The sequence below is a fragment of the Caulobacter sp. GW821-FHT12F03 genome (genome assembly GCF_058806855.1).
In genome coordinates, this window is the sequence record NZ_JBXAQC010000002.1 from 569,039 (window position 1) to 591,820 (window position 22,782).

General features: G+C 69.4%; 25 protein-coding genes. 15 read left to right on the forward strand and 10 right to left on the reverse strand.

The annotated features are described in order from the left end of the window. Genes AC1RN0_RS08230 through AC1RN0_RS08240 form a run of 3 tightly spaced genes read left to right on the forward strand, consistent with a single transcriptional unit; the run spans nucleotide 1 to nucleotide 1,313 of the window. Nucleotides 1-378: a hypothetical protein gene (locus tag AC1RN0_RS08230; protein ID WP_492786940.1), complete on the forward strand. Its 378-nt coding sequence runs from the start codon at nucleotides 1-3 to the stop codon at nucleotides 376-378. A 45-nt stretch (nucleotides 379-423) separates the two neighbouring features. After that, nucleotides 424-1,092: a superoxide dismutase gene (locus AC1RN0_RS08235; protein WP_492786941.1), complete on the forward strand. Its 669-nt coding sequence runs from the start codon at nucleotides 424-426 to the stop codon at nucleotides 1,090-1,092. A gap of 50 nt (nucleotides 1,093-1,142) precedes the next feature. Then, on the forward strand, nucleotides 1,143-1,313 hold the full coding sequence (locus AC1RN0_RS08240) for a DUF1328 domain-containing protein (protein WP_492786942.1): 171 nt from the start codon (nucleotides 1,143-1,145) through the stop codon (nucleotides 1,311-1,313). 64 nt (nucleotides 1,314-1,377) lie between these two features. On the opposite strand, the gene AC1RN0_RS08245 is transcribed toward AC1RN0_RS08240, so the two are convergent. Both AC1RN0_RS08245 and AC1RN0_RS08250 read right to left on the reverse strand, forming a co-directional pair. After that, nucleotides 1,378-2,175 (reverse strand): metallophosphoesterase family protein, encoded by a 798-nt coding sequence (locus tag AC1RN0_RS08245; protein WP_492786943.1) that lies wholly within the window; start codon nucleotides 2,173-2,175, stop codon nucleotides 1,378-1,380. Further along, nucleotides 2,172-3,071 carry a diacylglycerol/lipid kinase family protein gene (locus AC1RN0_RS08250; RefSeq protein WP_492786944.1) on the reverse strand — a complete coding sequence of 300 codons (900 nt, stop codon included), beginning with the start codon at nucleotides 3,069-3,071 and terminating at the stop codon, nucleotides 2,172-2,174. Before AC1RN0_RS08250 ends, AC1RN0_RS08245 begins: the two co-directional genes overlap by 4 nt. A gap of 139 nt (nucleotides 3,072-3,210) precedes the next feature. On the opposite strand from AC1RN0_RS08250, the gene AC1RN0_RS08255 reads away from it, so the two are divergent. The 3 genes from AC1RN0_RS08255 to AC1RN0_RS08265 all read left to right on the forward strand — a co-directional run bounded on the left by AC1RN0_RS08255 (nucleotide 3,211) and on the right by AC1RN0_RS08265 (nucleotide 4,605). Further along, on the forward strand, nucleotides 3,211-3,555 hold the full coding sequence (locus AC1RN0_RS08255; protein ID WP_492786945.1) for a YMGG-like glycine zipper-containing protein: 345 nt from the start codon (nucleotides 3,211-3,213) through the stop codon (nucleotides 3,553-3,555). 100 nt (nucleotides 3,556-3,655) lie between these two features. Then, nucleotides 3,656-4,081 (forward strand): OmpA family protein, encoded by a 426-nt coding sequence (locus AC1RN0_RS08260; protein WP_492786946.1) that lies wholly within the window; start codon nucleotides 3,656-3,658, stop codon nucleotides 4,079-4,081. A gap of 284 nt (nucleotides 4,082-4,365) precedes the next feature. Further along, on the forward strand, nucleotides 4,366-4,605 hold the full coding sequence (locus AC1RN0_RS08265) for a hypothetical protein (RefSeq protein ID WP_492786947.1): 240 nt from the start codon (nucleotides 4,366-4,368) through the stop codon (nucleotides 4,603-4,605). Nucleotides 4,606-4,612: 7 nt separating this feature from the next. On the opposite strand, the gene phyR is transcribed toward AC1RN0_RS08265, so the two are convergent. Then, nucleotides 4,613-5,404, reverse strand: coding sequence for an anti-anti sigma factor/receiver protein PhyR (phyR, locus tag AC1RN0_RS08270; protein ID WP_492786948.1), 792 nt, complete (start codon nucleotides 5,402-5,404; stop codon nucleotides 4,613-4,615). 228 nt (nucleotides 5,405-5,632) lie between these two features. Between phyR and nepR the strand changes: the two genes are divergently transcribed. The 4 genes from nepR (at nucleotide 5,633) to AC1RN0_RS08290 (ending at nucleotide 8,340) form a co-directional block, all read left to right on the forward strand. Next, nucleotides 5,633-5,818 (forward strand): anti-sigma T factor NepR, encoded by a 186-nt coding sequence (gene nepR, locus AC1RN0_RS08275; protein ID WP_492786949.1) that lies wholly within the window; start codon nucleotides 5,633-5,635, stop codon nucleotides 5,816-5,818. Between the two features lies 1 nt (nucleotide 5,819). Next, nucleotides 5,820-6,431, forward strand: a complete 612-nt coding sequence (locus AC1RN0_RS08280; RefSeq protein ID WP_492786950.1) for a sigma-70 family RNA polymerase sigma factor — start codon at nucleotides 5,820-5,822, stop codon at nucleotides 6,429-6,431. Continuing rightward, on the forward strand, nucleotides 6,428-8,137 hold the full coding sequence (phyK, locus tag AC1RN0_RS08285; protein ID WP_492786951.1) for a sensor histidine kinase PhyK: 1,710 nt from the start codon (nucleotides 6,428-6,430) through the stop codon (nucleotides 8,135-8,137). Before AC1RN0_RS08280 ends, phyK begins: the two co-directional genes overlap by 4 nt. A gap of 68 nt (nucleotides 8,138-8,205) precedes the next feature. Continuing rightward, nucleotides 8,206-8,340, forward strand: coding sequence for an entericidin A/B family lipoprotein (locus AC1RN0_RS08290; RefSeq protein ID WP_492786952.1), 135 nt, complete (start codon nucleotides 8,206-8,208; stop codon nucleotides 8,338-8,340). Nucleotides 8,341-8,403: 63 nt separating this feature from the next. Here the strand turns inward: AC1RN0_RS08290 and AC1RN0_RS08295 are convergent, their stop codons facing one another. From AC1RN0_RS08295 to chpT, 5 genes are all read right to left on the reverse strand, one after another. Beyond that, nucleotides 8,404-9,690, reverse strand: a complete 1,287-nt coding sequence (locus AC1RN0_RS08295; protein WP_492786953.1) for a cytochrome P450 — start codon at nucleotides 9,688-9,690, stop codon at nucleotides 8,404-8,406. 165 nt (nucleotides 9,691-9,855) lie between these two features. Next, complete coding sequence (locus AC1RN0_RS08300; protein WP_492786954.1) at nucleotides 9,856-10,638, reverse strand: hypothetical protein; 783 nt, start codon at nucleotides 10,636-10,638, stop codon at nucleotides 9,856-9,858. After that, the gene (locus tag AC1RN0_RS08305; RefSeq protein ID WP_492786955.1) at nucleotides 10,638-11,465 is read right to left on the reverse strand and encodes a CheR family methyltransferase; all 828 of its coding nucleotides are present in this window, start codon (nucleotides 11,463-11,465) and stop codon (nucleotides 10,638-10,640) included. Before AC1RN0_RS08305 ends, AC1RN0_RS08300 begins: the two co-directional genes overlap by 1 nt. Then, entirely contained in the window at nucleotides 11,462-11,875 is a 414-nt protein-coding gene (locus tag AC1RN0_RS08310) for a response regulator (RefSeq protein ID WP_492787015.1), read from the reverse strand. The genes AC1RN0_RS08305 and AC1RN0_RS08310 overlap by 4 nt, the downstream gene beginning before the upstream one ends. 210 nt (nucleotides 11,876-12,085) lie before the next feature. After that, nucleotides 12,086-12,778, reverse strand: a complete 693-nt coding sequence (chpT, locus tag AC1RN0_RS08315; RefSeq protein ID WP_492786956.1) for a histidine phosphotransferase ChpT — start codon at nucleotides 12,776-12,778, stop codon at nucleotides 12,086-12,088. 65 nt (nucleotides 12,779-12,843) lie between these two features. Between chpT and AC1RN0_RS08320 the strand changes: the two genes are divergently transcribed. Together AC1RN0_RS08320 and cysQ are read left to right on the forward strand one after the other, a co-directional pair. Further along, nucleotides 12,844-13,032 carry a DUF3553 domain-containing protein gene (locus AC1RN0_RS08320; RefSeq protein ID WP_492786957.1) on the forward strand — a complete coding sequence of 63 codons (189 nt, stop codon included), beginning with the start codon at nucleotides 12,844-12,846 and terminating at the stop codon, nucleotides 13,030-13,032. Further along, the gene (gene cysQ / locus AC1RN0_RS08325) at nucleotides 13,029-13,799 is read left to right on the forward strand and encodes a 3'(2'),5'-bisphosphate nucleotidase CysQ (RefSeq protein ID WP_492786958.1); all 771 of its coding nucleotides are present in this window, start codon (nucleotides 13,029-13,031) and stop codon (nucleotides 13,797-13,799) included. The genes AC1RN0_RS08320 and cysQ overlap by 4 nt, the downstream gene beginning before the upstream one ends. A gap of 416 nt (nucleotides 13,800-14,215) precedes the next feature. Here the strand turns inward: cysQ and dapB are convergent, their stop codons facing one another. Then, the gene (gene dapB / locus AC1RN0_RS08330; RefSeq protein ID WP_492786959.1) at nucleotides 14,216-15,001 is read right to left on the reverse strand and encodes a 4-hydroxy-tetrahydrodipicolinate reductase; all 786 of its coding nucleotides are present in this window, start codon (nucleotides 14,999-15,001) and stop codon (nucleotides 14,216-14,218) included. 311 nt (nucleotides 15,002-15,312) lie between these two features. Here dapB and AC1RN0_RS08335 point away from each other — a divergent pair, with 311 nt between their 5' ends. The 3 genes from AC1RN0_RS08335 (at nucleotide 15,313) to AC1RN0_RS08345 (ending at nucleotide 19,796) form a co-directional block, all read left to right on the forward strand. Continuing rightward, complete coding sequence (locus tag AC1RN0_RS08335; RefSeq protein ID WP_492786960.1) at nucleotides 15,313-17,604, forward strand: NADP-dependent malic enzyme; 2,292 nt, start codon at nucleotides 15,313-15,315, stop codon at nucleotides 17,602-17,604. Between the two features lie 247 nt (nucleotides 17,605-17,851). Beyond that, on the forward strand, nucleotides 17,852-19,165 hold the full coding sequence (locus tag AC1RN0_RS08340) for an Hsp70 family protein (protein ID WP_492786961.1): 1,314 nt from the start codon (nucleotides 17,852-17,854) through the stop codon (nucleotides 19,163-19,165). Nucleotides 19,166-19,271: 106 nt separating this feature from the next. Next, nucleotides 19,272-19,796: a DUF1993 domain-containing protein gene (locus AC1RN0_RS08345; protein ID WP_492786962.1), complete on the forward strand. Its 525-nt coding sequence runs from the start codon at nucleotides 19,272-19,274 to the stop codon at nucleotides 19,794-19,796. Here the strand turns inward: AC1RN0_RS08345 and AC1RN0_RS08350 are convergent. Continuing rightward, complete coding sequence (locus tag AC1RN0_RS08350) at nucleotides 19,793-22,588, reverse strand: PAS domain-containing protein (RefSeq protein ID WP_492786963.1); 2,796 nt, start codon at nucleotides 22,586-22,588, stop codon at nucleotides 19,793-19,795. The two genes, AC1RN0_RS08345 and AC1RN0_RS08350, sit on opposite strands and share 4 nt — an antisense overlap. Nucleotides 22,589-22,782: the final 194 nt, after the last annotated feature.

Consider the following 22,782-nt stretch of genomic DNA (forward strand, 5'->3'; position numbering starts at 1 on the left):
ATGGCTGTAGCGGCTGGCGCCGCTATCGCCGCCGCCGCAGCCGCCGGCGTCTTTTCGGCCTTCTTCGCCCTCTTCGCGTTTCTTGAGCCGATGGTCGGCACGGCCGGGGCCGCCGCGATCATCGCCGGCTGCTCGGCGCTGGTCATCGCGGTCGCCGGCTTCCTCGCCGCCCGACGGGCCGAGGGCGACCGGCGAACGGCCGCCGCCAGCCCGCCCGACGCCTCCCTGATCGAGATGATCATGACCGTCGTGCGGGACCGGCCGCTCCTCTCCGCGGGCGCGGCCGTGGCCGCCGGCATCTATGCGCTGCGCAATCCGCAACTGGTGGCCGCTGTCGTGCGGGCCTTCATGGACAAGGCGCCCAACGAGCGGAACTGACCCCGGCGTCGCACGCTTCCTTCCGGATTCTGTCCGGAGCGCGCCATGTTCATCCTGCCCGACCTTCCCTACCGACCCGACGCCCTGAGTCCGGTGATCTCGGCCGAGACGCTGCGATTCCATCATGGCAAGCACCACCGCGCCTATGTCGAGACGCTCAACACCCTGGTCGAGGACGCCGGAGTCCGTCCGGACAGCCTCGAGGAGGTGATCCGCGACGCCGCCGATGACGCCAGACAGGCCAAGCTGTTCAACAACGCCGCCCAGGCCTGGAACCACGGCTTCTTCTGGGAGGCGATGACCGATCGTCAGGCCGCGCCGCCGCAGGACCTGGCCTGGGCCATCGACGCCGCCTTCGATAGCCTGGCGGGCCTCAAGGCCGCCTTCGTGAAGGCCGGCGCGGAACACTTCGGGTCCGGCTGGGTCTGGCTCGTCGCCGACGGCGACCGCCTGTCGGTCATCACCACCCACGACGCCGGCAATCCGCTGGCGCTCGGCGACGCCACCCCGCTGACGGTCTGTGACCTGTGGGAGCACGCCTACTACCTCGACCACCAGAATGACCGGAAAGGCTTCCTCGCCGCCTGGTTCGACAGGCTGGCCAACTGGGATCTGGCGGGCCGGCAGTTCGACGCCGCGCGCGGTCGCGGCGCAGCCTGGGCCTATCCGGCGCCGCAGGACGCGGTCGGAACGGCGACGCCCGCCGGGCGTTGAAAAGACAAGGACTGTTCAGGTCCCGAAAAACGCAAACGGAGGCAGGCAACATGTTGCAGTGGGCGCTGATTTTTCTGGTCGTGGCGGTGATCGCCGCCGTTCTCGGCTTCGGCGGACTGGCCGGTACGGCTGTCGGGATCGCCAAGATCCTGTTCTTCATCTTCCTGATCCTGTTCCTGGTGTCGGCGGTCATGCACATGGTGCGGGGCCGCGCGCCCTAGACGAGCTCGCCAGTACAGACGACGGACGGCGGCGGGAGCGATCCCGCCGCCGTTTTCGTTGTGATCAGCCCGCGACGTGAGGGCGGCGGTCGATCGACCAGGTCCGCCAGGGCTCGAAGTGCGAACCGGACCAGCCGAGCGCCGTGACGCGGACGATGTCGGGTTCGACCTCGATACAGTTGAAGCCGATCGGCGCGCCGCGCTCCCGCACCGACAGCGTGCTGGCCCCGATGGCCCAGGTGCGTCCGTCGCCGCCCGGATAGGGCAGGGCGAAGGGCGCGTGCACATGGCCGGTCAGCACCAGGTCGACCCGCGCGCCGGACAGGGCGAGCGCGGCGTCATGGCCGCCATGCACCTGGCCGCTCATCGGGCCGCCGATCATCTCCACCAGCGGATGGTGACAGGCGACGATCTTCAGCGCGCCCGGCGGCGCGGGGGCCAGCGACCGGATCGCGGCGGCGACCTGGCGTCCGGAGATGGCGCCCTTCGACCAGTTGGTCCGCAGCTGGACGCCGCGGGCCGTGTTGACCTTGGCGATGGCCAGGCCCTGGCGATGGAATGCATCCTCCGAAAGCGCGCCGAAATGGCGTTCGTAGCGCTCCCACGGCGCGAACACCCGTCGCACCACGTCGAAATAGGGCGTGTCGTGATTGCCCGGCACAACGACGGATTCGACGGCCAGCCGGTTGATCCAGCTGCGCGCGGCGGTGAACTCGCGTTCCTCGCCCTCCCGGGTGATGTCGCCGGTGATGATCGCCAGATCGGGCTTGTGCCGCGCGATCCAGGCGGCCGCCCCGGCGACCGCCTCGCGATGTTCGCCGCCGAAATGGATGTCGGACAGATGGGCCAGGCGCAGGGTCATGCCGCTGCGTCCTCCGCCGCGTCGCCGGGCACCAGGGCGCGGAAGGCGATCGGGCGGAAGCTGAAGTCGACCACGGGCCCGAGCGTCGTCGGCTCGCCGTCGAGCACCGCCGGAATGTGACCGTGGGCCCAGGCGCGGCCGGCGCGGACCCGCGAGACCATGACCTTCTCGTCGGAGCGCCAGTCGCCGAGCGCCGCGTGGAAGCCGAGCCGGAAGATGTCGAGCGCGTTGGCCGGATCGATGGCCGCCGCCTCGAGGTAGCCCTCGTCGTCCGCCAGGGCCTTGGACACCAGCGGGCACATCAGGGCCAGGGCCTCGGCCTTGCCGCGGGGTCGACCGCCGAGGGTGAAGCGCAGACGGCCCGAAAAGGCCCGCTTCACCGCCCGCTGGGCGCGATGCCAGGCCTGCTTCAGGTTCCCCTCCCGCGCGGCCTCGCGCGCCTGGGCCCACAGGGCCGGCGAGCCGAGGATGGCGGCGACATAGAAGGCGCGACCGTCGATCTCGCCGCCGGAGATCGGCCTTTCCTCGCCGTCCGTGAGGATGTCGGCCAGCGCCGTCTTCCAGTCGCGGCCGCCGTAAAGGGCGTTGGGCAGCATGTTCATCGTCCCGCCGGGCAGGGGCGCGACGAGCGGCCCCTTTGGTCCGGCCATCTCGGCCCCGGCGCGGGCGGTGCCGTCGCCGGCGACGATGATCAGCACGTCGGGCTTCGTATCGAGCGCCGCCCTCAGGCAGGCCTCCAGACCGGTGTCGCCCGGCGCCGTCACGGCGCCCGGAACATCATGTTCGGCTAGGATGCGTTCGGCCTCGGCGACGGCGTCCGGTCCGGCGCTGCCCGAGGCGGGGTTGACCACGACGGCCACGCGCCCGAGCGCGCGGCTCTGTTTCACTGATGTCACGCCCGATCGTCTCCCACGCCCCGTCCGCGACCTAACGGCCGCCGGCCTGCCCCGGTTCCATCGCAGGAACCGCCGCCGCCGCCGGGCGTTGCCCAACCGGATGGGGGATCATCGGATCGAAACGACGAGGAACTGCCCAATGTACAAGACCCTTATCGCCCTGGCCGGGGCCGGCGTTCTGATGGCCGCCTGCACCACCACGGGCAACGTGGAACGCAACGCCGCGGGCGGCGCGGCCCTGGGCGCCATCGCCGGCGCCGTGATCGGCAACAACACCGGCAGCGGCGACGCCGGAACCGGCGCGGCCATCGGCGCGGCGGTCGGCGGCACGGCCGGCGCCATCAAGGGCTGTCGTGAGGATGGCGGCTGCGGCGCGGCCGCCCCCACCAAACGCCAGTACTATGACGAAGCCGCCGGAAGGTACTACTACTACGATCAAGCCACCGGGCGGTACTACTGGGAAGACGGCCGGCCGCGGAACTGATCGTTTGAGCGCTCGATGACGGGCGGAATCGGGCGGTTGGCCGGAAGGTCGACCGCCCTTTTTTTGGGCTGAGGGCAAGACAATGAACACGATATTGAAAATGGCCGTTGTGGGCGTCGCGGCGCTGGTGCTCGGCGGCTGCGGCACGATTTCCGGCTTCCGGCGCGCCGCCGTCCCCAACGTCTGCCAGGACCTGACGGTGTCGATCTATTTCGACCGGGATTCGGCCGTCATTACCCGGGAGGCCCAGGCCGTGCTCAAGGGCGCGGGCGACATGACCCGCGGCTGTGTTCTCGGCCAGGTCGACGTCACGGGCCTGGCGGATGCGGTCGGCGACCCCGAGGCCAACCTGGCCCTGTCGAAGAAGCGGGCGGACGCCGTCCGCAGCGCCGTGTCGCGCCTCGGCTTCAGCACCGTCAACTTCAGCGTGGGCGCGGTGGGCGAGCAAGGGGCTGTCACCGCCGGCGGCGCTGACAAGCCGCTGCGCCGTCGCACGGACGTCACCTTCCACCTCAGCCGCCACTGACCAACCGGTCCCGGCGCCCGAACAGACAAGAGGCGGATCGTGAGATCCGCCTCTTGAGGTACTGGTCATCGAGAAGGGGGTGCGGAGGCGACTGGCTGGCTCTCACCAGCCTCAAGTCGGGGGGGGCGTCGCCGCCTCCGCAATTCATAAACGTGCTCCCCGTCGACTCCGTTCCGCCGGCTGCGAAAAAAGTTCGATCTTTTTTCACGGGTCGCGCGAGCCGGAACAACGCCTTGCCGCGAAACGTTTCCTGACCAGACGACACGCTCAGGAGGCGTAACGCCATGCCCATGTTCCGCAGATTTTCCCGCGCCCCCGGCGGCGAAACCCACATCGATGCGACCGACGCCCGTCAGGGCCTGCGGGGCCGTCATGTGCTGTGGATGCTCGTCGCCTCGACCGCTCTGGCGGTCGCCGCCCTGTTCGGCAGCTGGATGTTCCGCGCCGGCGATCTCTCGGCCGCGGACGCCAGCAGTACGCCGACGGCTGCTGAAGCGCAGGCCGCCGGCGCGCCGGTTCGATAGGGGGAGATCAGGCCGCCTCGGCGGTCCGGCCGGGATGGAAGAACAGCGCCTGGCCGATCGCCGCCTTCACCGTTTCCGGCTGGAAGGGCTTGGTGATCAGGAAGGTCGGTTCAGGCCGCTCTCCGGTCAGCAGCCGCTCGGGGAAGGCGGTGATGAAGATCACCGGGATGTCGTAGTGGCCGAGGATGTCCTTGACCGCGTCGATACCCGACGAGCCGTCGGCCAGCTGGATGTCGGCCAGGACCAGCCCCGGCGCCTTGCGGGCGACGGCCTCGACGGCCTCGGTGCGGGTGGCGGCGATATCGACCACGGTATGACCGAGCTCGCGGACCAGCGCCTCGATGTCCGCGGCGATGACCGGCTCATCCTCGATGATCAGGACGTCGGTCGCCAGCTCGGCGTCGATTTCGTTCTGGGCCTGGGCGATCAGCCGTTCGACATCGGGGAAGTCGGTGTCGAGGATCTGCGCGGCCTCGCTGGGCGTGAAACCCTCAAGCGCCGTCAGCAGGAAGGCCTGACGCGAGCGGGGGGCGATGCGCATCAGCCGCTGGCTGGCGTCGCCGCCGTCGGCCGGGGCGCGGTCTTCCAGCCGGGCGCCCGAGGTGCACCAGATGGCGTGAAACACGTGATACAGCGCCACCCGCGGCGACAGGCGGTTGTCGAGGGTCTGCTCGCCGGCTGCCAGGGCCTCCAGGGCCACCCGGACATACTGATCGCCCGTGGACTGGCTGCCCGTGAGGGCCCGTGCGTACCGGCGCATGTAAGGCAGATGCGGCGCCAGACGAGCAAGAAGACTCATAACCCCTCCCGATTTCAGATCGTTCACCCGGAGCACACGCCACCGCCCGCGAGGACGGGGGACGCGTCTCCTACCGAGCGCTAACGCCTCGCCACGTCGATGGTTCCCAGACTACGTCAGCTGGTCCATCATGGCGAACACGGTTTTGGGAACCAGGCGCGGAGTCGGGCGTTGAACGGCCGAAGTCATAGTTCCAGGAGGGGGCGGGCATCTCGCTTCGCCGATAGCATGATCGATCAAAGTGCCATGGATGAACGGCGAAAGGGTACCGCTCCGCTAGACGAAGCGCGGCTGCGTCAGCGCGCCATCGGCGTGAAGCTCCGGCAGATGTTCGACGAAGTCGTCAACGAGCCGGTGCCGGACGAATTCCTCGATATTCTGCGACGGGCCGACAACAAGACCGGTGAGCGCTGAGATGGCGGCTGACAGGGACGACGCGGCCGCCCCGCTCGAAGGGGCCGCCCGCGACAAGGTGTTCCAGCGCGAGCTGGTCACCCTCATTCCTCATCTGCGCGCCTTCGCCCGCACCCTGACCGGCGACGCCACCCAGGCTGATGATCTGGCGCAGGACGCCATGATCAAGGCGTGGGACGCCCGGGCCAGCTTCCAGCTGGGCACCAACATGAAGGCCTGGACCTTCATGATCCTGCGCAACCAGTTCTATTCGGACAAGCGCCGCTCCTGGCGGTCGACCCAGCTCGACCAGGAAGCCGCCGAACGCACGCTCGTGGCGATCGACGACCCGGGCTCCCCCCTGGCCCTGGACGAACTGCGATTGGCCATGGCCATGCTGCCCTACGAGCAGCGTGAAGCGCTGATCCTCGTGGGCGCCGGCGGGTTCGCCTATGAAGAAGCCGCCGACATCTGCGGCTGCGCCGTGGGCACGGTGAAGAGCCGGGTCAGCCGCGCGCGCAAGGCGCTGCAGGGCATTCTGGAAACGGGTGCATACGATCGCGACGGCCGTGAGGCTGGGGATGCGATGCGCTCGATCCTCGCCGACGCGGAGCGGTTGAGCGCGATCCGGTGAACCTGCTCGACAGGTTGCGGTGGGGGCCGACAACCACGATCAGGGTGCGGCTCGGCGTCGCCATGGCGGCGGCGCTGCTGCCGGTGCTCCTTCTGGGCGCCGGCCAGTCGCTGCTCGCCTACCAGCGCGAGGCCGCGGACCGTCAGGCCGTGCTGCAATCCGCCGCCCAGCGCAGCGCCGCCACCGCCCGCGCGCGGATGGAAGCGGCCGGCGTCCTGCTGGAAACCCTGGGCCCCGGGGCGATCGGTTTCGACTGCTCGCGCCGGCTGACCGACATCCGCCAGCGCCTGCCCGGCTATGCCAACCTCATCCGTTTCGACCGGATCGGCCGGGTCGCGTGCTCGGCCGAGAGCGTTCCGGCCGATCCTGCGCGCCGCGACCGGGACTGGTTCCGTCGTCTGGCGGCCGGAGAGAAGATGGTCGTGACCCTGGCCCCGGGCGTCGCCTACGCCAGCGAGCCCAGCCTGTTCACGGCCGCGCGGTCCAGCGATCCCTCGACGGGCTTCGGCGTGCTGGCGGCCGTCATACCCCTGTCCAGCCTGCGGCCCGAACTCGAGGACAGGTCGATGCCGCGCGGCGCCCAGGTGGCGATCGTGGACCGCGAGGGACGCTTCCTGTCGGTGACGGAGGAGAAGGCCTTTCCGCGCGTGATGAAGCCGTGGATCGACAGGGTCGGTGGTCGCGGCAGCTATCTGACGTACGGCCTGGACCGGCACGCGGTGCGCCGGGTCTATTCCGCCGCGCCGCTCGTCGGCGACGACCTGTTCGTCGTCCTGTCGGCGCCCTCCGCCGGCCTGTTCTCCACGGCCTGGCTGGACCCGCTGTCAGGCATCGTCTTCCCGCTGATCGCCTTCTTCGTCGCTTTGGCCGCGGTTTTCTTCGCCGCCGAGCGCGGCGTCGGGCGCTGGATCGTCTATCTGCAGCGCGTGGCCGCCATCTACGCGCGCGGGCGGTTCACCGTTCGCCCGGTCCAGGTGAGCCGGGCGCCGCCGGAAATCCGCGAGCTGGCCGAGACCCTCGATCACATGGCCGCGACCATCGTGGCCCGCGACGCGACCCTGCACGAGAATCTGGACCAGAAGGACGCGCTGATGCGCGAGATCCATCACCGGGTGAAGAACAACCTGCAGGTCATCAGCTCGCTGTTGAGCATGCAGGAGCGCGCGCTCAGCGACCCGGCCGCCCGCGCGGCGATGAGCGACACCCGGCAGCGGATCACCGCGCTCGCCCTGATCTACCGCGCCCTCTACCAGGGGCCGGATATCAAGCACGTCGACCTCAAGCCGTTCCTCGAGGACCTGATCGGCCAGCTGCTGGCCGGCGACGTCGGCGGGGGCCATATCCGCACCGAGGTGCGGGCCGACCGGCTGGCCATCGATCCGGACAAGCTGGCCCCGCTGGCCCTGTTCGCCGTCGAGGCCGTGACCAACGCCCAGAAGCACGCGCTGCAGAAGGGCGGCGGCGTCCTGACCGTCGATTTCACGCTCCGGGAGGGCGAGGCCGAGCTGGCGATCGCCGACGACGGCGGCGGCGCTGATCACGAGACCTCGCGCGAGATGTCCCAGACTTCGGGCGTGGGGCGCACGCTGATGAGCGCTTTCGCCCGCCAGCTTCGCGGCAAGATGACCCTGGAACAGAACACCCTGGGCGGCCTCACCGCGCGCCTGGTTTTTCCCATGCCGGATGTTCCCGCGAGTGGAACCTGATCCGTCCGGGGGCGTTGGTCTCCCGTGCAACAACCGCTCCGCCTGTCGGAGCCCGAGGAGATTACGCCATGCGTAAAGTCATTATTCTTGCCGTCGCGGCCGCCAGTCTGTTCGCCGCCGCCTGCAACACCATCGAAGGCGCCGGCAAGGACGTTCAGGCCGCGGGCGCCGCGGTTGAAGATACGGCCAAGGACGCGAAGTAGGCGTCCTTTCAGGATCCGGACTGAAGACGGCCCCCGCCCTCACGGACGGGGGCCGTTTTCGTTTCAGGTCAGGGTGTAGCGGATCGGCAGGGACTTGGGTCCGCTGACGAAGCTGGCCAGCGTGCGGCGCGGCGTGCCGTTGAATTCCAGCGACTGCAGACGCGGCAGCAGTTCCTCGAACAGGATGCGCATCTCCATCTTGGCCAGATGCTGGCCGAGGCAGAGGTGCGCGCCGTAGCCGAACGCCAGGTGCTTGTTGGGCGTCCGGTCGACGCGGAAGGCGTCGGGATCGTCGAACACCGTCTCGTCCCGGTTGCCCGACGGATAGGCCAGCCAGAGCCAGTCGCCCTTGGCGATCTTGCGGCCGCCGACCTCGGTGTCGGCCGTGGCCGAGCGCATGAAGTGCTTCACCGGCGTGGTCCAGCGGATCGCCTCGTCGACCAGGCCGGGGATCAGGGCCGGGTTGGCCTTCAGCTTGGCCAGTTCCTCGGGGTATTCGCACAGGCCCCAGATCGCGCCTGCCGTCGAGGAGGAGGTGGTGTCGTGGCCGGCGGTGGCGACGATGACGTAGTAGCTCATCGCCTCGAAGTCGTTGATCGGCTGGCCATCGAGCTTGCCGTTGGCGATCACGCTGGCCACGTCGTCGCGCGGGTTGGCCTTGCGGTCGTCGGTGATCGCCTTGAAGTACATGAAGAAGTCGGCGATCACGCCCTGGATGGCGGCCAGCGCTTCCGGGCCCTGCAGTTGTTCGCTGGTCTTGCCGCGGTTCAGCTCGGGATCCTGGGCGCCGAACAGCTCCTGGGTCAGCTTGAGCATGCGCGGCTCGTCCTCGGGCGGCACGCCGAGGATCTCCATGATCACCCGCAGCGGATAGAACAGCGCCACCTCGTTGACGAAGTCGCACTCGCCGCCGAGCGAGGCCATGTGGTCGACATGCTGGCGCGCGATCGTGCGGATGCGGTCTTCCAGCTTGCGGATGTTCTGCGGCAGGAACCACGACTGGGTCATCAGCCGGTACTTGGGATGATCCGGCGCATCCATCTGCACCAGGGTCCGCACCAGGTGCGGGCTCCCCCCGGTCATGGCCCGGACCATCTTGTCGCCCTCCACCGTGGTGAAGGTCGTCGGCATGTCGCCCGAATGGAACAGGTCGTTCTGCCGGCTGATCTCGAGGATGTCCGCGTGTTTGGTCACCAGCCAGAAGGGATAGACCCCCTCCAGTTCGGCCTTGCCGAGCGGGTTGTTGGCCCGCAGCCAGCGGAAGGCGTCGTGGACGCTGTCGTCGGCGTAGGCCGCCGGGTTTATCGCCTGGAAGGCGATCTCGTCTGGAATGCGTTCTGCGCCGCTCATGGTCGTTTCCCGTTATGCCCCGAGCGAAGGATGCCGTCGTGACGTGGCGGAAGCAAAGAAGAAGCGAACGGTTCTCACGCCTGCCAAGGGGGTTTCAGGCGCCCCGCTCACCCTCTCCGTCGGACCGATGAGGCCGCGCCTGCCGCTGGCGGTCCGCCGGATGCGTCAGCCGTAGTCGGCGCGGCAACGGGCGTAGAGCTCCTGATCGCGGGCGTAGAGCCGGTCGATCTTGCGCCGCTCGGCGGCGGAGATGTCGAGCTGTTCGACCCGCCGGGTGGCGTTTCTCTGGCCGAAGGCCAGCGGCCGGCCGACCTGCTGCGACATGCGTTCGGCGAAGGCGTCCGCCCGTTCCAGCACGCCCCAGGACCAGATCGTCGACAGCACGACCTCCATCGGTTCGCCCGGCAGCCAGCCGAGGAAGGCGCAGGCCAGGTCGCCAAACACCTGCGGGCGCTCCAGCTGGTAATCGAGAAAGCCCTCGAAGCTGTATCGGCCGGCGACCTGCGCCGTCAGGTGGGCGTCGAACCGTTGCCAGGGCTTCTTCTTGAGGAACCCCTGGCGGGCATAGTTGTAGTCCGACCGCGCCCGCTCGGCGGGATCGCGCAGCAGCACGATGCTCCTGACCGGCCGCCGCAGGCCCGACTGCACGGCGGGCTGGTCGAAATGGCCGCCGGCGATCAGCTCGCCCGGGCCGATCGCCGCGTCGATCTTGGCCAGGGCCGCGTCGAGCGTCAGCACCTTCCAGTGCTTGTTCAGGTTCTGGGTCTGGGAGCGCCATAGGCGGAAGGCCTGCCAGCGGCTGATCAGCGCCTCGCGGCGCATGGTGTCGGGCAGGTAGAAGGTCCTGCGGTCCGGAAAGGCCTCGGCGACCATCCGCGCCAGGCTCTGGGATCCGCTCTTGGGCACCCGGATGCAGGCCAGCACGGCCGCGTCGGCCGGCTCGGCCATCAGGCCGCGACCCGGTAGGCGGGGTTGCGCGCGTACAGGCCCTCGCGGCCGCCGATCGGGCGGTAGGCGTCGGTCAGACCGAGCGGCGACTCGCCCTCGCCCAGCACGAGGAAGCCGTCCGACGGCAGGGCGGCGGCCAGGCCCTCGAGCACGCGCGGACGCACGGCCGGGTCCATGTCCTTGAGCACATTGCGGCAGAAGATCACGTCGAACCGGCCCACGGCCGACAGGTCGGCGGCGAGATTCAGCCGCCGCCAGCGCACGCGTTGCCGGATGCGCGGCGACAGGCGCCAGCTGTCCTCGACCTTCTCGAAATAGTCGACCAGCATGCGGATCGGCAGGCCGCGCTGGACCTCGAACTGGTTGTAGAGTCCGGCCTGGGCCTTCTCGAGCGCGCGCTCCGACAGGTCCGAGCCGTAGATCTCGACGCGGGCGCCCGGCTCGAGACCAACGCCGGCCTCGGCGATCATCGCCAGGCTGTAGGCCTCCTGGCCGGTCGAGCAGCCGGCGCTCCAGATGCGGATCGGCTCGGGCCCGCGCAGGCGCGTCAGGGTCGGCAGGATATCGTCGCGGAACAGATGGAACGGCGTGCGGTCGCGGAAGAAGGCCGTCTCGCTGGCGGTCATGGCCTCGACCAGGGCCCAGATCAGCGGCTCCTCGCGGCGCGCGCGCAGCCCGGCGATCAGCTCGCTGACCGAGCCGTAGGCTTCCCGGCGAGCCAGCGGCCCCAGACGGCTCTCGATCAGATAGGTCCGCGCCGGGTCGATGTTCAGACCGGCGCGCTGGCGGCACAGGGCCACGATGAGCTTGATATCCTCGGGCGTCATATGGTGACGGTCTCCCGGGCGCTGATGCCGGCCTCGACGAACTTGGCCTGGATGATGTCGCCGTCGAACGGCTTCATGATGTACTCGCAGGCGCCGGCCGCCAGGGCCTCGCGGATGCGGGCCGGTTCGCTCTCGACCGTGCAGAACACCACCTTCGGGCCGCCGCCGCCGGGCTCTGTGCGGAGCTGGCGCAGGAAGTCGAGCCCGTTCATCACCGGCATGTTCCAGTCGAGCAGGATCACGTCGGGCATGGCCGCGCGGCACCAGGCGAGCGCCTCCAGCCCGTCGGACGCCTCGGCGACCTCGAAGCCGAGATCCTCGAGGATCCGGCGGGCGACCTTACGGATCACCCGGCTGTCATCAACCAGTAGACAGGTTTTCAAGGCGCAGGCGCTCCTTCCCCGTCCGATGTTTTGGGCCGCGTCGGTTAACGGGTGGTGAGAGCGGGGCGATTTCACCCCGCGCCGGGCGATATTGCCTGTGGATGGGCGCCGACATTGAGCTCCCCCCCTTGGGGGAGCTGTCGCCGCGAAGCGGTGACTGAGGGGGCAAATGCCGGTGCAGCCCCCTCCACCATCCTCCGGATGGTCCCCCTCCCCCTGCGGGGGAGGATCCCAGGCCTAGGTCGGCGCCCAGGCGGCGAGGGTGACCCTGTCGTCGCCGACCTCGGCCGCCAGCTGGCCGCCGGCGGCCTTGACGATCAGGTGCAGGTAGTAGGCCTGCACCCAGGCCCCGCCCACCGCGTCGCCGCGCGGCTCGCCCTTCAGCCCGCGCAGGACTTCCGGCTTCAGCCGGGCGCGCGGCCCGCTCGCTTCCAGGGTGATGGCGGCGCGGCCGTCGGCCTCGACCACCCGGGCCACCGCGGTCCCGCCCATCGGCAGGGCCCCGGCGCCGATCTGGCAGAGGTTCATCAGGATGCGGGCGGCGGCCTTGTTCAGCGAGGCGACGTCGACCTTCCAGTCGAGCTCGGGTCGCACATGGGCGTAGACCCCCCGGGCCAGGCTCTCCAGCTCGCGCGGGTCGAAGGTCTCGGCCGAGGCCGAGGCGCCGAAGGCCACGCGGCAGAACTGCAGCATGTCGGCCAGCTTGCGGGCGCTCTGGGCGATCAGGCTCATGGCGTCCTCGCGCATGTCCTGGGCCGTGGGGTCCTCGAGCAGGTCGAGGCCCGAGACGATGGCGCTGGCCGGGCTGATGAAGTCGTGACAGAGGCGCGCCGCGATCTGGGCCGCCAGCTCGGCGGCCTCGGGCAGGGCTTCCGGGGCGTCGGCCGTCGGGGCCGGGGCGGAGAGGTTGGTCGCGTCTGTGTCGGTCATGACCGCGGAAATTGACCTGATTTGAAGCGTTGGCAAATGGGGCGGGGACCCCTAACGAGACGGCCATGGACCCGTTCATCGAACCCGGCGCGCTGGTGCGCCATCCGGCCTGCGAAGACTGGGGTCTGGGACAGGTGCAATCGGTGATCGGGCGGCGCGTCACCGTGAATTTCGAACATGCCGGCAAACAGACCATCGATGCGTCGGTCGTGCGTCTGATCTTCGTGGCCGACGATCCGGGAGGCCGCCGATGAGCGACGCCGATATTGGACTTGTACTCGCTGACATCGTCGAGGAGGCCGGGCGGCTGATCCTGCCCTACTGGTCGCATGGCGGCACGGTGGCGCACGTCGCCAAGGCCGACCTGAGCCCGGTCACCGAGGCCGACCAGGTCGGCGAGAAGCTGATCGTCGCGCGGCTGAAGCAGCACTTCCCGGACATCCCGGTGGTCGCCGAGGAACACGCCGCCGAGTTCGGCACGCCCGACGCCATCGGCGACCGCTTCTTCCTCGTCGACCCGGTCGACGGGACCAAGGCCTTCATGCGCGGCGATCCCAGCTTCACGGTCAACATCGGGCTGGTCGCCGGCCGCCGCCCGGTCGCCGGCGCGGTCTGCGCGCCCGCCAGCAACGAGACCTGGTTCACCACCGCGATGGGCGCGATGAAACGCGCCGAGGGCGGCCCGGCGACCCACGTCCATGTGCGCCCCTGGCCGGACGGCGAGGCCATCGCCCTGATCAGCCACACCATGAAGGACGAGACGCTGGCCAAGCTGACCGTCGAGTACGGCTTCCATCGCACGCTGGCGATGGACAGCTCGGTCAAGCTCTGCCGCATCGCCGAGGGCGCCGCCGACATCTATCCGCGCCACGGCCCGACGTCCGAGTGGGACATATGCGCGGCCCAGGCCGTGCTGGAGGCCGCCGGCGGATCGGTGACCGGCTACCAGGGCGCCGACTTCCTCTATGGCAAGGCCGACAAGCGGTTCCTGAACGAGTGGTTCGTGGCGCGCGGCGGGTAAGGATGTCGCGGGTGTCTTCAGGGCGCCCGCTTTGAAAATTCCAACCGTCATCCCGGGCCCTGTGCCTGGGATCCCTGTCGCCGCCGCACGAGCGGTGGGACGGCCTGACGGGTTCGGAACGCGGACAGAGGGGTCCTGGGCACAGGGCCCAGGATGACGGCGGAAAGCTGCGGGGCCTTGCTGCTGAAGGCGTTGCGCGGGTCGGCGCCGATCGCTCATTCCGCCATTTTACGCCGGCCTGAAGGGGCGTCGCGTTCGCCCGCGCATTTTCCGGGCGGGAATCCTGCGTTTGTCCCGCGATGTCCCGGGAGTATCCGTCCCGCGTGTCTTCCTCTCCCGCCTGGGGGAGGGGGACCCTTGGAAGCCTTCAGGGCGAAGGCGGACGGAGAGAAAAGCGCCGCTGCGGGCCGGATCGCCTACCCCCGCAACCCCAGCACATCCTGCATATCGAACGCCCCGGCCCCCCGGCCGGCGACCCACCGCGCCGCCGTCACGGCGCCGCGCGCGAACAGCGAGCGATCGCGCGACGAATGGCTGATGGTCAGGATCTCTTCCTCACCGGCGAAGGTCACGCTGTGCTCGCCGATGATGCCGCCGCCGCGCAGGACGGAGAAGCCGATCTCGCCTTCCGGACGGGCGCCGGTCAGGCCGTGCCGCGCGGGCTGGATGACGTCCTTCAGCGCGACGCCGCGACCGCGCGCGGCGGCCTCGCCGAGCATCAGGGCCGTGCCGCTGGGCGCGTCGACCTTGCGCTTGTGGTGGGCTTCGAACACCTCGATGTCGAAGTCGCGGGCGTCGAACGACCGGGCCGCCCGTTCGACCAGCCCCAGCAGCAGGTTGATGCCCAGGGAGAAGCTGCCCGAGCGCACGATGGCGATGCGCTGCGACGCCTCGTCGATGCGGCGGGTCTGGTCCTGCGACAGGCCGGTGGTGCCGATGACCAGGGCGACCGCGCCGCGGCCGGCGGCCTTCTCGGCCAAGGCGACCGAGGCCTCGGGCGTGGTGAAGTCGATGACCACGTCGGCGGCGGCGATGGCCTGGTCGATCGTCACCAGCCCCTCGCCCTCGACGCCGGGGCGCTCGTAGCGGGCGACGACCACGACATCGTCGCGCCCCTCGCACAGGGCGGCCACGGCCTTGCCCATCCGGCCGAGCGCGCCGGCGATGGCGATTTTCACGGGGGCGGGCGCGGGCTGGGTCATGGAGAAGGATTAGCGCCTGCTTCCGCGCCCGTCACCCTCGCCGCTACAAACCCCGTCATCCTCACCCTAACAATCCCCGTCATCCTCGGGCTTGTCCCGAGGACCCAAGCACACGGTCTTCTCCGGAGAATTCGCCGTGCGTGGATCCTCGCCACAAGGGCGAGGATGACGGGTGTTGATGCGGGTAAAGTTGGGCGCACGGTTGTCCCTCCCGCCCTCGCCCGTTAGGTTGCGCGCCTCTCAGCCCCCGACGCGACCGGCCTGACGACCGGTGACGCCGCTTTTGCGTTTCAAGGACGTCCCACGCCGCCATGAGCGACTCCGAAAAGAAATCTTTCACCGACGAGGAAGCGCTTGCCTTCCACCAGTTCCCGACGCCCGGAAAGATCGCCATCGCGGCGACCAAGCCGATGGCGACGCAGCGGGACCTGAGCCTCGCCTATTCCCCGGGCGTGGCCGTGCCGGTGCTGGCCATCGCCGAGAATCCCGACCTGGCCTACGACTACACGTCCAAGGGCAACCTGGTCGGCGTCATCTCCAACGGCACCGCGATCCTCGGACTGGGCAACCTGGGCGCCCTGGCCTCCAAGCCGGTGATGGAAGGCAAGGCGGTGCTGTTCAAGCGCTTCGCCGACGTCGACGCCATCGACATCGAGCTGTCCACCGAGGACGCCGATGAGATCATCACCGTGGTGAAGACCATCGGCGCGACCTTCGGCGGCATCAACCTCGAGGACATCAAGAGCCCCGAGTGCTTCATCATCGAGCAGCGCTGCCAGGAACTGCTGGACATCCCGGTGTTCCACGATGACCAGCACGGCACGGCGATCATCTGCGCCGCCGGCCTGATCAACGCCTGCTACATCACCGGCAAGAAGCTGGAGGACGTGAAGGTCGTGCTGAACGGCCCCGGCGCCGCCGGCATCGCCTCGATGGAGCTGATCAAGGCGATGGGCGTGCGGCCCGAGAACGTCATCGCCTGCGATTCCAAGGGCGTCCTGTACCAGGGCCGCACCGACGGCATGAACCAGTGGAAGAGCGCCCACGCCGTCGACACCGACAAGCGCACCCTGGCCGAGGCGGTCGAGGGCGCGGACGTCCTGCTGGGCCTGTCGGCCGCCGGCGCCTTCACCAAGGAAATGATCGCCAGCATGGCGCCCAATCCGGTGATCTTCGCCATGGCCAACCCCGACCCGGAAATCACCCCGGAAGAGGTTCATTCGGTGCGCGGCGACGCCATCATGGGCACCGGCCGCAGCGACTATCCCAACCAGGTCAACAACGTCCTGGGCTTCCCCTACATCTTCCGCGGCGCGCTCGACGTGCGGGCCCGCCGCGTCAATCACGAGATGAAGATCGCCTGCGCCAACGCCCTGGCCATGCTGGCGCGGGAAGACGTGCCCGACGAGGTCGCCGCCGCCTATCACGGCCGGCAGCTGAAGTTCGGCCCGCAGTACATCATCCCCTCGGCCTTCGACCCGCGGCTGATCTGGTACATCCCGCCGTTCGTCGCCCAGGCGGCGATGGACACCGGCGTGGCGCGCAAGCCGATCGCCGACATGGACGCCTACCGCGCCTCGCTGGCGCAGCGGCTCGATCCGACGGCGGCCTTCCTGCAGAAGATCTCCGGCGCCGTGATGAACGGTCCGAAGAAGCGCATCGTCTTCGCCGAGGGCGAGGAGCCCAGCGTGATCCGCGCCGCCTACGCCTTCCAGGCCCAGGGCTACGGCGAGGCGATCCTCTGCGGCCGCGAGGAGCTGGTGCAGGAGAACATGCGCCTGGCCGGTCTGAATCCGGACGAGGTCAAGCTGCAGATCGTCAACGCCCGCCTGTCGGACCGCAACCCGGACTACGTCGAGCACCTGTACCAGCGCCTGCAGCGCGAGGGGTACCTGAAGCGCGACGTGCAGCGGCTGATCAACCAGGACCGCAACAGCTTCGCCGCCTCGATGGTCGCGCTCGGCGACGCCGACGCGATGATCACCGGCGTGACGCGCAGCTATGACCAGGTGCTGGAAGAGGTGCTGCGGGTCATCGACCCGGCCCCCGGCGGGCGGGTGATGGGCATGTCCATCGTGCTGGCCAAGGGCCACACCGTATTCATCGCCGACACCAACGTCACCGAGATGCCCGAGGCCGACGAGCTGGTCGAGATCGCCTGCGAGGCGGCCGCCGCCGTGCGCCGGCTGGGCTTCACCCCGCGCGTGGCCTTCCTCAGCTACTCGACTTTCGGCAACCCCATGGGCCTGCGCTCGGAGAAGGTCCGCGAGGCCGTGGCCATGCTCGACGAGATGGACGGCGTCGACTTCGAGTACGAGGGCGAGATGCCGCCGGAACTGGCGCTCGAACCCGAGTCGCGCGGCAACTTCCCGTTCATGCGCCTGACCGGCCCGGCCAACATCCTGATCATGCCGGCGATCCACTCGGCCTCGATCTCGACCAAGCTGGTCCAGAGCCTGGGCGGGGCGACGGTGATGGGCCCGATCCTGCTGGGCATGAACAAGTCGGTGCAGATCGCGCCGCTGTCGGCTTCGGTGTCGAAGATCCTCAACATGGCCCTCATGGCGGCGTACGACCAGCCGCTCGAGCCCGCGGCGGAGTAGGGCCATGGCTTCATGATGAGCAGACGACCGACTGTTTCCCCGCGCTAGACGGGTCCGCTCATCCGGACCCGGAGCGGGTTCACTGACGAAAGATGCTCCCCCCTTGGGGGAGCTGTCCGCGAAGCGGACGGAGGGGGTCATCCGGGATCGGACCGGACCCCCTCCGTCCCTGCTTCGCAGGTCCACCTCCCCCGACGGGGGAGGATCTTCCGCTGCATTTCCGCTTCCGTCCGCGAAGGGACTTCCCATGACGCGCGTATCCGACGCCGCGATCGGCGTTGATTTCGGCACGACCAACACGGTCGTCGCCTTCGACCAGGGCGGGGGCCAGGCAGCCCTCGCCGGGTTCAGCCACGACGGCCAGCCGTTCAACGCCTTCCGCTCGGCGCTGAGCTTCCATGCCCCCCATGACGACCCCGCCGGCCGGGTCGTCGAGGCCGGGCCCTGGGCCATCGACGCCTATGTCGAGGAGCCGCTGGAGACGCGGTTCATCCAGTCGTTCAAGAGCTACGCCGCCTCGACCCTGTTCACCGACACCACCATCCTGCGGCGGCGGTTCACCTTCGAGGACCTGCTCAGCGCCTTCCTGCTGAAGGTGAAGGAGCACGGCGGCGCGGACCTGGCGGACCTGCCGAAGCGGGTGATCGTCGGCCGGCCGGTGACCTTCGTCGGCGGGCGGCCCGACGCGGCCCTGGCCCTGAGCCGCTACGAGACGGCCTTCCGGCGGCTGGGGTTCGAGGACATCCGCTATGTCTACGAGCCTGTCGCGGCGGCCTTCTTCTTCGCCCGCCGGCTGGAGGGCGACGCCACGGTGCTGGTGGCCGACTTCGGCGGCGGCACGAGCGACTTCTCGCTGGTGCGATTCACGCGGCGGGACGGCCGGGTGCGGTCGCAGGCGCTGTCCAACGCCGGCGTCGGCGTGGCCGGCGACGCCTTCGACTACCGGATCATCGACCATCTGGTGTCGCCCAGGCTCGGCAAGGGCAGCCTGTACAAGGCGTTCGACAACCGCCTGCCGATCCCCAACCGCTACTTCACCGCCTTCGCCCGCTGGGAGCAGCTGGCCCTGCTGCGGGCGTCGAAGGACATGCGCGACATCCGCCGGCTGGTGCACGACGCGGTCGAGCCGGAAAAGCTGCAGCGGCTGGTCGAGGTGCTCGACGACAACCACGGCTACCGGCTCTACCAGTCGGTCTCGCGGCTGAAGGAGGCGCTGTCGGGCGCCGAGGAGGCGGTGTTCAGCTTCAAGGGCGGGTCGGTGGAGATCGAGGGGCCGGTCAAACGCGCCAGCTTTGACCGCTGGATCCAGCCGGAGCTGACGGCCATCGAGGGGGCGGTCGACCAGGCCCTGGCGCGGGCGGGCCTGACCGAGGCCGGCGTCGACCGGGTGTTCCTCACCGGCGGGTCGAGCTTCGTGCCGGCCGTGCGGGGCATCTTCGAGCGCCGGTTCGGGGCCGGGAAACTGGAGAGCGGCGCGGAGCTGGTGTCGATCGCGACCGGCCTGGCGCTGCTGGGCGGCGAGGAGGACCTCGACGACTGGAGCGAGCGGGCGCCCCGCTAGCGCGCCTTCTCCCTGCGCGGGAGGAAGGATGGTTGCGCGCGGCCCTGCCTTTCGGGCACTGTCCGCACCGTTTCACAAAGCAACGCACCGGGGAGGCGCGACCGCCATGACCATCTCGCTCTATGACATCACCGTCGGCCAGTATCTGCAGATCGTCGACGCCGCCGCCGGCTTCCTCGAGCGCGGGCTGAAGCATTGCACCGACGAAGGCGCCAACCCCGACGATCTGGTCGGCAAGCGGCTGGCCGGCGACATGCTGCCGCTGTCGTTCCAGGTGTCGTCGATCGCCCATCATTCCATCGGCGCCATCGAGGCGGTGCAGTCGGGCCTGTTCAAGGCCACGGGCGGCCCGGCCATGCCCGAGACCTACGCCGGCCTGATCAAGCTGATCGCCGACACCCAGGCGGCGCTGCGCGCCCTGACGCCCGAGGCGGTCAACGCCCTGGCCGGCAAGGACGTGACCTTCGAGTTCGGCCCGACCAAGATGCCGTTCACCGCCGAGGGCTTCCTGCTGTCGTTCTCGCTGCCGAACTTCTACTTCCACGCCTCGACCGCCTACGACGTGCTGCGCGCCAACGGCGTGCCGCTCGGCAAGCGCTACTTCCTCGGCGCGCTGAAGCTGAAGAGCTAGCGGTCGATCAGGTCGCGGATCTTGGCCCCGAGCGTGGCCATGACGAACGGCTTGGTGATGATCTCCATGCCCGGGTCGAGCAGGCCGTTGCCGACGGCGGCGTTCTCCGCGTAGCCGGTGATGAACAGCACCTTGAGGTCGGGTCGGCTGACGCGCGCGGCGTCGGCGACCTGGCGGCCGTTCATGCCGCCGGGCAGGCCGACGTCGGTGACCAGCAGGTCGATGCGCGTGTCGGTCTGCAGGATCCGCAGGCCGGCCGGGCCGTCGGCGGCCTCGAGCACGCGATAGCCGTTCTCCTCGAGCACATCGACGATCAGCATGCGCACGACCGGCTCGTCGTCGACGACGAGCACGGTCTCGCCCTCGCCGGGGTCGATTCGGCCGTCCGGCGGCGCGTCTTCGACAGGTTCCGCCGATCCGGCGTGGCGCGGCAGGTACAGGCACATGGTCGTACCCTGGCCGACCTCTGAATAGATGCGCACCTGGCCGCCCGACTGGCGCACGAAGCCGTAGATCATCGACAGGCCAAGGCCCGTGCCCTGGCCGAGCGGCTTGGTGGTGAAGAAGGGGTCGAACGCGCGGGCGGCGACCTCCGGCTCCATGCCCGTGCCGGTGTCGGTGACGCACAGGGTGATGTACTGGCCCGGCGGCAGCTCGCGCTCGCGGGCGGCGCGCTCGTCCAGCCACTTGTTGGCGGTTTCGATGGTCAGACGCCCGCCCGCCGGCGCCATGGCGTCGCGGGCGTTGATGCACAGGTTGAGCAGCGAATTCTCCAGCTGGGACGGGTCGACCCGCGTGGCCCACAGGCCGCCGGCCCCGACCACCTCGACCGTCACGGTCGGCCCGACCGTGCGCCGGATCAGCTCTTCCATCCCGCCGATCAGCCGGTTCACGTCGGTCGGCCGCGGATCGAGGGTCTGGCGACGGGAGAAGGCCAGCAACCGCTGCGTCAGGGCCGCCGCGCGGCGTGCCGCGCCCTGGGCGGCGCCGATGTAGCGGTCAATACCGCTCAGCCGGCCCTCGGACAGGCGCGCCTCGACCATTTCCAGGCTGCCGCTGATCCCGGCCAGCAGGTTGTTGAAGTCGTGGGCGATGCCGCCGGTCAGTTGGCCGACCGCCTCCATCTTCTGCGCCTGACGCAGGGCTTCCTGCGCCAGCTGAAGCTCCTGCTCGCGCGCCTTGTCCTCGGTCAGGTCGCGGCCGACGGCGATGAAATACTCGCCGCCGGGTTCAGGCGCCACGGTCCAGCCGATCGGCTTCCAGGTCCCGTCGGCGGAGAGGATGCGGTTCTCGAACCGCGTCGGCTGGCCGGTCTCGCTCATCTGGCCGAGCGCGGCGACAACCGTCGTGAGATTGTCGGGGTGGATGATCTCGGCATAGGGATTGGTCAGCAGCTGCTGTTCGGTCCAGCCGAGGACCTTGGTCCAGGCCGGGTTCACCGCCGTCAGGCCGCCCTCGTAGTTGGCCCGGGCCAGCATGTCCTCGGACAGGACCCAGAGCCGGTCGCGTTCCGCCTCGGCCGCCTTTTCGACCGTCACGTCGCGGGCGCTGCAGTAGAACTTCCCCTCGTCGGGGACGGCGACCCACGACAGCCAGCGATAGTCGCCGTCCTTGCGCCGGTAGCGGTTCTCGAACCGCAGCACCGGATCGCCGCGTTTCAACGCCCCGAGCGCCTCCCAGGTGCGGTCCATGTCGTCGGGATGGATCAGGTCGAACAGGGGGCGGCTGGCGATCTCCTCCGCCGACCAGCCGAGGACCTCCATCCACGCCGGGTTTGACGTCTCGAAGATGCCGTCGCTGTTGCAGACGCCCAGCATGTCCGTGCTCAGGGCCCAGGTCTTGCCGCCCACATGGGACCGCTTGGTGACCTCCCGCTCAAGTTCGGCATTGAGAGTCCGCAGGGCGACCTGGGCGTGGTGGGCTTCGGTCACATCGAAGCCATCGCAGAACACGCCCGTCACGGTCCCGGCCCCGTCCGTGACGGGCGCATAGATGAAGGAGAGGTAGCGAAGCTCCTCAGCCTTGTCCGGCGCACGACGGTAGCGCACCGGCGCGCTGTCGAATTCCGCAATCCGGCCCGTGGCGTAGACCTGGTCCAGCGCTTCGAAGAACCCCTGGTCGGCGATGCTGGGAAAGGCGTCGCGCATGGGTTTTCCGATCCAGTCGTCGCTGCCGAACACGGCCCGATGCGTGCGGTTGACGAATTCGACGGTGTGATCGGGCCCGTTCATCACCACGATGAAGCCCGGCGCCTGTTCGAACTGCCGCCGCTGGCGCGCCGTGGCGTCCGCCTGCCGGCGTTCGGCCAGCACGCGGTCGGTGGTCTCGACCACGATGGCGATCACGCCGCCGGGTCGACCGCTTTCGTCGATGACCGGCGAATAGTCGAGGTTCATCCAGACCTGCTCGGGCTTGCCAGAGCGGTGCAGGGTCAGCTCCTGGTCGCGATAGGCGAGGGTCCCGCCGGCAAGGCCGACCCGCATGACGTTGTCGTTGAAGTCGGCCACCTCGGGCCAGCCTTCGCGCACCTTGCTTCCGAGGAGCGCGGGGTGACGGCCGCCCGCGAACACCGAGTAGGCGTCGTTGTAGATCATGATCCCGTCCGGGCCCCACAGCAGGACGATCGGCACCGGCGAGTGGATCATCAGCCCGACCACGGTCCGCAGGCTGCCCGGCCAGCGCGCGATGGGTCCCAGCGAGTCGCTCCAGTCCCGCGCGCGGATCCGGTCGGCCATCTCGCCGTCGCCGTGCAGGAAGGCGTCGGCCCGATCGGTTGTAAGATTGTCGCTCATCCAGCCCCCGTGGCGCGTGCCGGGCGCCCGGTGAAAGCGGATCATCCCCGAATGCCTAAAGGCGTGGAGACGGATCCGGTTCCGCGCGCGGCGAAAAGTCGGCGGCGCAATGGGCGTGAGCGAAATTGTCCGGTGAAGATTGCGCGGGGGCGTCCTCGCCGCCGGCTTCCGAGTTCGACACAGTGCGGTTCAAC

Bases quoted from the DNA above. Each gene is read 5' to 3' on its own strand.
- phyR (WP_492786948.1), bottom strand. From the start codon at position 5,404: ATGAGTCTTCTTGCTCGTCTGGCGCCGCATCTGCCTTACATGCGCCGG.
- cysQ (WP_492786958.1), top strand. From the start codon at position 13,029: ATGAGCGACGCCGATATTGGACTTGTACTCGCTGACATCGTCGAGGAG.
- AC1RN0_RS08240 (WP_492786942.1), top strand. From the start codon at position 1,143: ATGTTGCAGTGGGCGCTGATTTTTCTGGTCGTGGCGGTGATCGCCGCC.
- AC1RN0_RS08345 (WP_492786962.1), top strand. From the start codon at position 19,272: ATGACCATCTCGCTCTATGACATCACCGTCGGCCAGTATCTGCAGATC.
- AC1RN0_RS08320 (WP_492786957.1), top strand. From the start codon at position 12,844: ATGGACCCGTTCATCGAACCCGGCGCGCTGGTGCGCCATCCGGCCTGC.
- AC1RN0_RS08245 (WP_492786943.1), bottom strand. From the start codon at position 2,175: ATGACCCTGCGCCTGGCCCATCTGTCCGACATCCATTTCGGCGGCGAA.
- dapB (WP_492786959.1), bottom strand. From the start codon at position 15,001: ATGACCCAGCCCGCGCCCGCCCCCGTGAAAATCGCCATCGCCGGCGCG.
- AC1RN0_RS08335 (WP_492786960.1), top strand. From the start codon at position 15,313: ATGAGCGACTCCGAAAAGAAATCTTTCACCGACGAGGAAGCGCTTGCC.
- AC1RN0_RS08255 (WP_492786945.1), top strand. From the start codon at position 3,211: ATGTACAAGACCCTTATCGCCCTGGCCGGGGCCGGCGTTCTGATGGCC.
- AC1RN0_RS08280 (WP_492786950.1), top strand. From the start codon at position 5,820: ATGGCGGCTGACAGGGACGACGCGGCCGCCCCGCTCGAAGGGGCCGCC.
- nepR (WP_492786949.1), top strand. From the start codon at position 5,633: ATGATCGATCAAAGTGCCATGGATGAACGGCGAAAGGGTACCGCTCCG.
- AC1RN0_RS08290 (WP_492786952.1), top strand. From the start codon at position 8,206: ATGCGTAAAGTCATTATTCTTGCCGTCGCGGCCGCCAGTCTGTTCGCC.
- chpT (WP_492786956.1), bottom strand. From the start codon at position 12,778: ATGACCGACACAGACGCGACCAACCTCTCCGCCCCGGCCCCGACGGCC.
- AC1RN0_RS08260 (WP_492786946.1), top strand. From the start codon at position 3,656: ATGGCCGTTGTGGGCGTCGCGGCGCTGGTGCTCGGCGGCTGCGGCACG.
- AC1RN0_RS08265 (WP_492786947.1), top strand. From the start codon at position 4,366: ATGCCCATGTTCCGCAGATTTTCCCGCGCCCCCGGCGGCGAAACCCAC.
- AC1RN0_RS08295 (WP_492786953.1), bottom strand. From the start codon at position 9,690: ATGAGCGGCGCAGAACGCATTCCAGACGAGATCGCCTTCCAGGCGATA.
- AC1RN0_RS08340 (WP_492786961.1), top strand. From the start codon at position 17,852: ATGACGCGCGTATCCGACGCCGCGATCGGCGTTGATTTCGGCACGACC.
- AC1RN0_RS08235 (WP_492786941.1), top strand. From the start codon at position 424: ATGTTCATCCTGCCCGACCTTCCCTACCGACCCGACGCCCTGAGTCCG.
- AC1RN0_RS08230 (WP_492786940.1), top strand. From the start codon at position 1: ATGGCTGTAGCGGCTGGCGCCGCTATCGCCGCCGCCGCAGCCGCCGGC.
- AC1RN0_RS08350 (WP_492786963.1), bottom strand. From the start codon at position 22,588: ATGAGCGACAATCTTACAACCGATCGGGCCGACGCCTTCCTGCACGGC.
- AC1RN0_RS08305 (WP_492786955.1), bottom strand. From the start codon at position 11,465: ATGACGCCCGAGGATATCAAGCTCATCGTGGCCCTGTGCCGCCAGCGC.
- AC1RN0_RS08300 (WP_492786954.1), bottom strand. From the start codon at position 10,638: ATGGCCGAGCCGGCCGACGCGGCCGTGCTGGCCTGCATCCGGGTGCCC.